Source organism: Rhizorhabdus sp., assembly GCF_018006725.1.
Lineage (GTDB): Bacteria > Pseudomonadota > Alphaproteobacteria > Sphingomonadales > Sphingomonadaceae > Rhizorhabdus.
Genome location: NZ_JAGMXV010000247.1, coordinates 1 through 6,406, shown reverse-complemented (window position 1 = coordinate 6,406; position 6,406 = coordinate 1). Strand labels below are relative to the sequence as shown.

The following is a 6,406-nucleotide window of genomic DNA, read 5'->3' as shown; positions in this document are numbered from 1 at the left end:
AGTCAAGATTGGGCAGGTCGCGCTGCATCAGGAAATCTAGGCCTCGCACGCAGGATTAGTGGTTTGCGCGAGACCCGGGTCTGCGCGCCTTATCGCCCGCATAATCAGGAGAATGCGAGCCCCATGGCAACCCTGGATGCGATCCGCCCGCCGAGCCCCAGCCCGTCTGCGGGTGGCGCGCTGTCGGCCAACGACCTGGCGCGAAACCTCATCCGCTATGGCGGCAGCTTCCTGCCCTGCCTGATCGAGCGCGCCGAGGGCGCCTATGTCTATGATCAGGCCGGGCGCGCGCTGCTCGATTTCACCTCGGGTCAGATGAGCGCGATCCTCGGCCACAAGCATCCCGAGATCGTCGCGACGATGAAGGCGGCCGCCGATGAACCGGTCCACCTCTTCTCCGGCTTCCTCTCCGAACCGGTGGTGAAGCTCGCCGAGGTTCTCGCCGACCTGCTCGGGCCGCAGCTCAGCCGCGCGATGATGCTGTCGACCGGCGCTGAATCGAATGAGGCGGCGCTGCGGCTCGCCAAGCTCTACACCGGCGGTCATGAGGTGATCGCCTTCGATCTCGCCTGGCACGGCATGACCGGCGCGGCCTTCCCGACCACCTTCTCCGCCAACCGCCGCGGCTATGGCCCGCAGCTCCCCGGCGTGATGGCGCTGCCCACCCCCTATGTCTACCGCCGCCCCGACTGGGCGGGCGACGGCTTCGAGCTCGACATGCTCGACTATGCCTTCGGGCTGATCGACCGGCAGAGCATCGGGTCGCTGGCCGCCGTCATCGTCGAGCCGATCCTCTCGTCGGGCGGCCTCATCGAACCGCCGCCGGGCTATCTGGTGCGCCTCCATGAGAAGTGCCGCGAGCGCGGCATGCTGCTGATCGTCGACGAGGCGCAGACCGGCCTCGGGCGCACCGGCGCGATGTTCGCCAGCGAGCATCACGGCATCACGCCCGACATCATCACGCTCTCAAAGACGCTCGGCGCCGGCCTGCCGCTGGCGGCAACGCTGACCTCGCCCGAGATCGAGGAACGCTGCCACGAGCGCGGCTTCCTTTTCTACACCACCCACGTCTCCGACCCCTTCCCCGCGCGCATCGGGCTGAAGGCGATCGAGATCATCCTGCGCGACCATCTGACCGCGCATGCCGCAACGATGGGCGCGCAGCTCAATGAGATGCTCCGCCAGTTGCAGGACCGCTTCGAATGTATCGGCGACGTGCGCGGGCGCGGGCTGCTCGCCGGCATCGAGTTCGTGCGCGACCGCCAGAGCAAGACGCCCGTGCCGGCTTTCGGCGCGGCGGTGTCGCGCCGCTGCTTCGAGCTCGGCCTCTGCGTCAACATCGTCCAGCTTCCCGGCATGGGCGGGGTGATGCGCATGGCGCCGCCGCTCACCATCACCGCCGACGAGCTGGCGCAGGGCGTCGACATCATCGGCGCGGCGATCGCCGACTGCCTCGCCGCCGGACTTCTCGACCAGGGTTGAAAGGGAGAGCCATGAACCGCCGCCAGTTGATCCTCGGCGCTGCCGCCGCCGCCGTTGCCGCGCGTGGGCTGGCGGCACCCACCCCGGCGGTCACGACACCGCGGGCGGCGGCGGTGCTGAAATCGACCCTGGTGGTGAACGGCCTCGATGGCTCGGCGCCGACCGAGGAATATCTCGGCATGCTGAAGACCGCCGGCGTCGGCTGCATCCATCACAGCGTCGCCGGCATCGCCAATTTCGCCCGGGCGCTGGCCTTCCTCGACCGCAACCCGGGCGGCATCGTCGCGGCGGGCACCGTGGCCGAAATCCGCGCGGCGGCGGCGAGCGGGCGTGTCGCCTATATCCCCGGCTGGCAGTCGGCCGACTATCTGATCGCCGACGCGGGCGGCAAACCGGCGGTCGAAAATCTCGGCGCGTACAAGAAGCTCGGCCTGCGCATCTGCAGCATCGCCTATAACAATCCCAATCTGTTCGGCGGCGGCTGCCTGACCCCCGATGTCGGGCTGACCGCCGACGGGCGAAAGCTCATCGAGCAGATCCACAAGCTCAATCTCGTGCTCGATGTCGGCGGCCACACCAACGAGAAGACCTCGTTCGACGCGCTGGCGATGTCCTCGGGCGTGCCGATCATCTGCTCGCACACCAATGCACGCGCCATCACCGACAACGCCCGCAATGCCACTGACAAATTGATGGAGGCGATCGCCAGGACCGGCGGCGTCGTCGGCATCACCGCGGTCAGCGATTTCCACAGCCGCGCCGCGAAGGACGCCGCCATCCCGCGCTCGCCGCAGGCCAGCTTTGCGCAGCATCTCGACCAGTATGACTATATGAAGAAGCTGATCGGCATCGATCACATCGCGATGGGGCCGGACTTCATGTACGGCCGCGTCGACCTCAACCGCATGTACCGCGAGATCTGGCCGGCGCATGTCTACAGCGACATGCCCTGGGACATGGTCAAGGGCTTCGGCACCATCGTCGAACTGCCCAATGTCGTCGAAGGCCTGCTGGCGCGCGGCTGGACCCCGGCGGAGCTGCGCAAGCTGCTCGGCGAAAACTGGCTGCGCGTCTATGGGCAGGTCTGGGGCGGTTAGGCCAGCGCCTTGCGCGAAGCCTTCGCGAGCTTTTCGACAAGCGCATCCGGTATCGGCTTCGCGGCCGTGAAGGTTACGCCGGTCTTGCTCGCCTTCAGCCCCGCCGCCGCGATCTCGTCGGCGTGCGCGGCAATCGCGGCCGCCGCCACATAGAGCCCGCACTGCTTGCTGAACGCCGCATAGCCCGCGACGACCGCCTTCCCGACCCGGAAGCCCGGCATATTATATTCGATGACCTCGTCCGCCTCGGGCAGCGCGACGGCGAGCTGCGCGCGCAGCTTGACAGCAGCAGGCGAAAGCCCTCCGGCGCGGACTCGATGTAGGAATCATGATCGGCCATGGCCAGCACGATAGCAGGGTCGGGCCCGGAAACAGAAAAGGGCTTAGCGACGTGCTGCCGCTAAGCCCTTTGAAAATCTGGCGCCCCGCACCGGATAAACATAACGAATATGTGTCGCCGTTCATACTACTCTAGAAACGCCCGGCACCGCCGCTCGCCGCCGTCCGTCGTCGGTATTCGACCGCAGGCGCTACAAGCTGACTGGAAACCAGCTCTGGAGCTGACATTTGGCTCAGTTGGCTAGAAGCCATGTGATGTCGGTCTGTAGAAGGTCTTGCGTTACGCCTCCGAAAATCCGCTCTTTCCAACGCCCTTGCGCACGGCCGCCCGCGACGAGAACGTCCACGCCTTCGGCCTCAGCATATTCAGCGATCACGAAAGCCTCGGACCGCCCGCTTGCCGGAAGATGCTGATGTCGCGCATCGAGGCCGTGGGCAGCGAGATAGCGCTGCACGGCCTCAAGGCAGTCAGCGGTGACAGTCTCGCCGACGCCGAGCACCGTGATCGCTTCGGCGTGGCGGATGAAGGGTAGAGCCGCCCGCAGGGCGCAACCTGCCTCCCTCCCATCCTTCCAGCCGATCAGCGCTCGCCGAAGAATCTGCGGCGGTTTCGTGCTAAGTCGAAGGACGGCAGCTCCGGTCGTGAGCGCAACATCTACCGGATCGGCTTGGGCAAGTTTGCTCGCACCCGCCACGCCCATGACAATGAGGTCCGCCAGCACACCCTCCTTAGACAGCGTGACGCGCGGGTCGGCGATGTCGTCACACCAATTCATCCGCTCCGGTGCATCTTGCACCAGATGATCGAACGTCGAGCGCATCGCCGATAGGGCTTCCCGCAGCTTTTGCTCCTCAGTCATCATGTGCAAGGAACTGGGAGCAAGAGCCTCGGCCAGCGAAGCGCTCTTTGGCCAGGCGGAGCAAACTGCGGTGAGTGACGCTCCTCGTTCAAGGGCAATCTGCATCGCCATACGAATGCGTTGCTCGGCCCCGAGGTCCGGCGTCGCATCCACGACGATTGCGGACAGATTATCAATCGTCATTCCACCTCCTTCGGAACGGACCATGAACCCCCGGTCCATTGCGCATTGACCACGGTCCGGTCATTAGACGGATACGCGAGGTTGCGTTTGGAGTAGGCGAGCCATACCCCACCACGCGAGGGGTGCGAGTATGAAAACACTGAGCATTCCGGGGAAATAGCCATACGGCTCGTTCGCCAATACCGGCATTGCGAAGTGAGCGAGTTCGGTGATTCCCATCGACGCGAAGAACGTCCAAGCTAGAAAGCGTCCAAACTCGAAATGCCGCTTAATGAGCACCGGGATTGCGATCCAGGCTCCTACGGGCAGAACTAGGATAGCAAGTATTAATCCGACTGAGACTTCGGGCATGGGCGCGCCGGTGATCCTGGCTGAGACCTGATCGAAGAAGCCCGTGCGGTTTTCCTCGAACTTGTGAAGCGCGAGAAAGGCAATCAGCGCGAGCCAGTATGGAGCGCTGATCCGACGCCAATCAACGCCCGAAGGTGTGGTTAGCCAGAGAAGAAATCCGCCAAGATAGCCAACGAGAAATATCGAAGCATACAGAGTGCCGAGATAAACATATCCGAGCAGTGGAACTAGAAGTGCAAAGCCGAGCGCCGTTGCAATTAAGGCAATGGATTTCTTTCTCAAAGTAGCCTCGCCATTGTATTCCTGATCGTGCAGGCTTCATCTTGCTCGATAGCCTGTCCAACTCGGGTCGCGCCGGACGTTATAACCTCTCAATCGGAGACGTCGAAACGAATCCTTCCTTATAGGCGTCATCGTGCTATATAGCATCGGATGGCACGTTTCATTGCCCTAGTTCTAATGTGCTTTGTCTCGCTGTCTCTGGTGGCGGGCAACGTCGCCCATGCGGCCGAGCCGATCGGCTGCTTGGACACTGAGGTCGCGGTCGATCTTGGCCATGCCGCTGGGGACCGCGACCAAGTGCCATCAGACGATGGGAAAGCCACGCCACACCATCACGGCGGCTGTCAGGGCCATCAGATTGGCGAGCCCGTGAAAGAGGGCTTTAGCCCGCAATTGCGTCTGCGCGCTACGCTTCCGCTGATCCCTCACGCGAATGGTCGCGTCTCCGCTCCAACAGACCCGGCCTACCGCCCTCCACGCGCCTGACGATTCCAGCCTAGCCCCTTCCTCGGGCTCTCTCGGAAATCGTCAGGAGTCTTTTCATCATGCAACGATTGCTCGCGGCCCTATTGGCCGCGACGGCTTGCGCGAGCATCGCGCAGGCCCAAACCGCGCCGCCGGCTGATGCCGGTCAGGCGCAGCCGCAAGGCAGACCGATCTCGGGGCCGGTTTTCAGCGTCGATCGCGCGCTTGAGCTGGCGGGCGTCGTCTCCCCCGCGTTGGAGGCGGCGTCGGCGGACGTTAGGGCGGCCGAAGCGGGGCGGCGCGTCGCAGGGCTCCGTCCCAACCCGACCGTCACCGTCGAGGCTGAAAATGTCGCTGGCTCGGGCCAGTATCGCGGCGCACAAAGCCTTGAAGCGACCACCTCCCTTACGCTGCCGCTCGAACTCGGCGGCAAGCGCTCGGCCCGTATCGCCGTCGCGGACGCTCGGACCGACCGCGCCACGATACAAGCCGCCATCGCGCAAGCCGATCTTCGGTTGAACGTCATCCGCGCCTATGCGGAGGCCGCATCGGCGGAACGTCGGCTCATGACTGCCCGCGATCAGACACGCATCGCGGGCGAAGCCCTGCGCGCCGCGCAGGTCCGCGTGCAGGCGGGTCGCGCGTCACCGATTGAAGCGGAGCGCGCAAACGTCGCGCGGGTGAACGCCGAGGCGGCGCTGACACGGGAGGAACGGGCCGTCGAAGTCGCACGGTTCACCTTGTCGCGCATCATTGGCCAACCGATCGCGGGTCCGCTTGACACTGACTGGTTCGCCCGTGTGCCGGCGACCTATGGCCCCCTCCGTCCGATCGACAGCACCGGAACGCTCATGATGGCGGCGGCCGATGCGGACTTTGCCATCGCCGACGCTGGCGTTCGTCTCGCACGCTCGCAGCGGGTGCCTGATCTAACGCTCGGGGCCGGCGCACGCCGATTCGAACAGACCAACGACACGGCAGCGATTTTCAGCCTCTCGATCCCGCTCCCGCTGTTCAACAATGGCCGTGCGGCGCTCAGTCAGGCCACGGCGGAGCGGCAGAGCGCGGATGCACGGCGGCGCCTAACGGCGCTCGACGTGGATCAGGCCATCGCACGCGCGCAAGCCGATGCCGCTAATGCCGCGACAAATGCTGCTGCGGCCACTGGCCCGGCGCTATCGGCGGCCGAAGAAGCCGCCCGCATTGCCCGCATCGGCTATCGAGAGGGTAAGTTCGGCCAGCTCGATTTGCTCGATGCCGAACGCACGCTGGCTCAGACGCGCGAGGCGGCGATCGACGCGCTGCTCTCCTACCACATCGCCCAGGCACGGCTTAAGCGGCTCACCG

Annotated in this window: 6 protein-coding genes; 3 read left to right on the top strand and 3 right to left on the bottom strand. The window is 64.9% G+C overall.

From position 1 onward, the window contains the following. The first annotated feature begins 123 nt into the window (after window positions 1-123). Together KAY22_RS22765 and KAY22_RS22760 are read left to right on the top strand one after the other, a co-directional pair. Window positions 124-1,482, top strand: a complete 1,359-nt coding sequence (locus KAY22_RS22765) for an aspartate aminotransferase family protein (protein ID WP_296625468.1) — start codon at window positions 124-126, stop codon at window positions 1,480-1,482. Window positions 1,483-1,493: 11 nt separating this feature from the next. Next, window positions 1,494-2,579, top strand: a complete 1,086-nt coding sequence (locus tag KAY22_RS22760) for a membrane dipeptidase (protein WP_296625467.1) — start codon at window positions 1,494-1,496, stop codon at window positions 2,577-2,579. On the opposite strand, the gene KAY22_RS22755 is transcribed toward KAY22_RS22760, so the two are convergent. The 3 genes from KAY22_RS22755 to KAY22_RS22745 form a co-directional block, all read right to left on the bottom strand. Next, entirely contained in the window at window positions 2,576-2,812 is a 237-nt protein-coding gene (locus KAY22_RS22755) for a DUF1801 domain-containing protein (protein WP_366514139.1), read from the bottom strand. The genes KAY22_RS22760 and KAY22_RS22755 overlap by 4 nt on opposite strands. A gap of 339 nt (window positions 2,813-3,151) precedes the next feature. Beyond that, a complete protein-coding gene (locus KAY22_RS22750) occupies window positions 3,152-3,961 on the bottom strand; it encodes a universal stress protein (RefSeq protein ID WP_296625466.1) in 810 nt (269 codons plus the stop codon). A gap of 63 nt (window positions 3,962-4,024) precedes the next feature. Beyond that, window positions 4,025-4,594, bottom strand: coding sequence for a hypothetical protein (locus tag KAY22_RS22745; RefSeq protein WP_296625465.1), 570 nt, complete (start codon window positions 4,592-4,594; stop codon window positions 4,025-4,027). A 545-nt stretch (window positions 4,595-5,139) separates the two neighbouring features. On the opposite strand from KAY22_RS22745, the gene KAY22_RS22740 reads away from it, so the two are divergent. Next, the coding region (locus KAY22_RS22740; protein ID WP_296625464.1) for a TolC family protein at window positions 5,140-6,406 on the top strand (1,267 nt) is incomplete at its 3' end.